Genomic DNA, 311 nt, shown 5'->3' with positions numbered 1-311 from the left:
CCCGGATACCGATGGTGACGGCCTGACCGATGGTGAGGAAAAGGAGCACGGTACCGATCCGAAGAACCCGGATACCGACGGTGACGGCATCAACGACGGTGACGAGGTCAAGGATGGTACTGATCCGAAGAATAAGGACACCGATGGTGATGGCCTGACCGATAAGGAAGAGAAGGATCTCGGTACTGACCCGACGAAGCCGGATACCGATGGTGACGGCCTGACCGATAAGGAAGAGGTCGACGGTTCTAAGAACCCGAACAAGGACAACAAGTTCGACGAGAACGGTGAGCCTGGCAACACCGACCCGA

1 protein-coding gene is annotated in these 311 nt (G+C 56.9%); it reads left to right on the top strand.

The window, feature by feature from the left end; translation table 11 throughout:
- On the top strand, nucleotides 1-311 hold a 311-nt coding region (locus tag HMPREF2978_RS04480; protein ID WP_371326360.1), incomplete at both ends, for a hypothetical protein.

It is taken from the genome of Corynebacterium sp. HMSC074C01, assembly GCF_001814605.1.
In the GTDB taxonomy this organism is placed as follows: Bacteria; Actinomycetota; Actinomycetes; order Mycobacteriales; family Mycobacteriaceae; genus Corynebacterium.
This window is presented reverse-complemented; position numbering and strand designations above follow the sequence as displayed.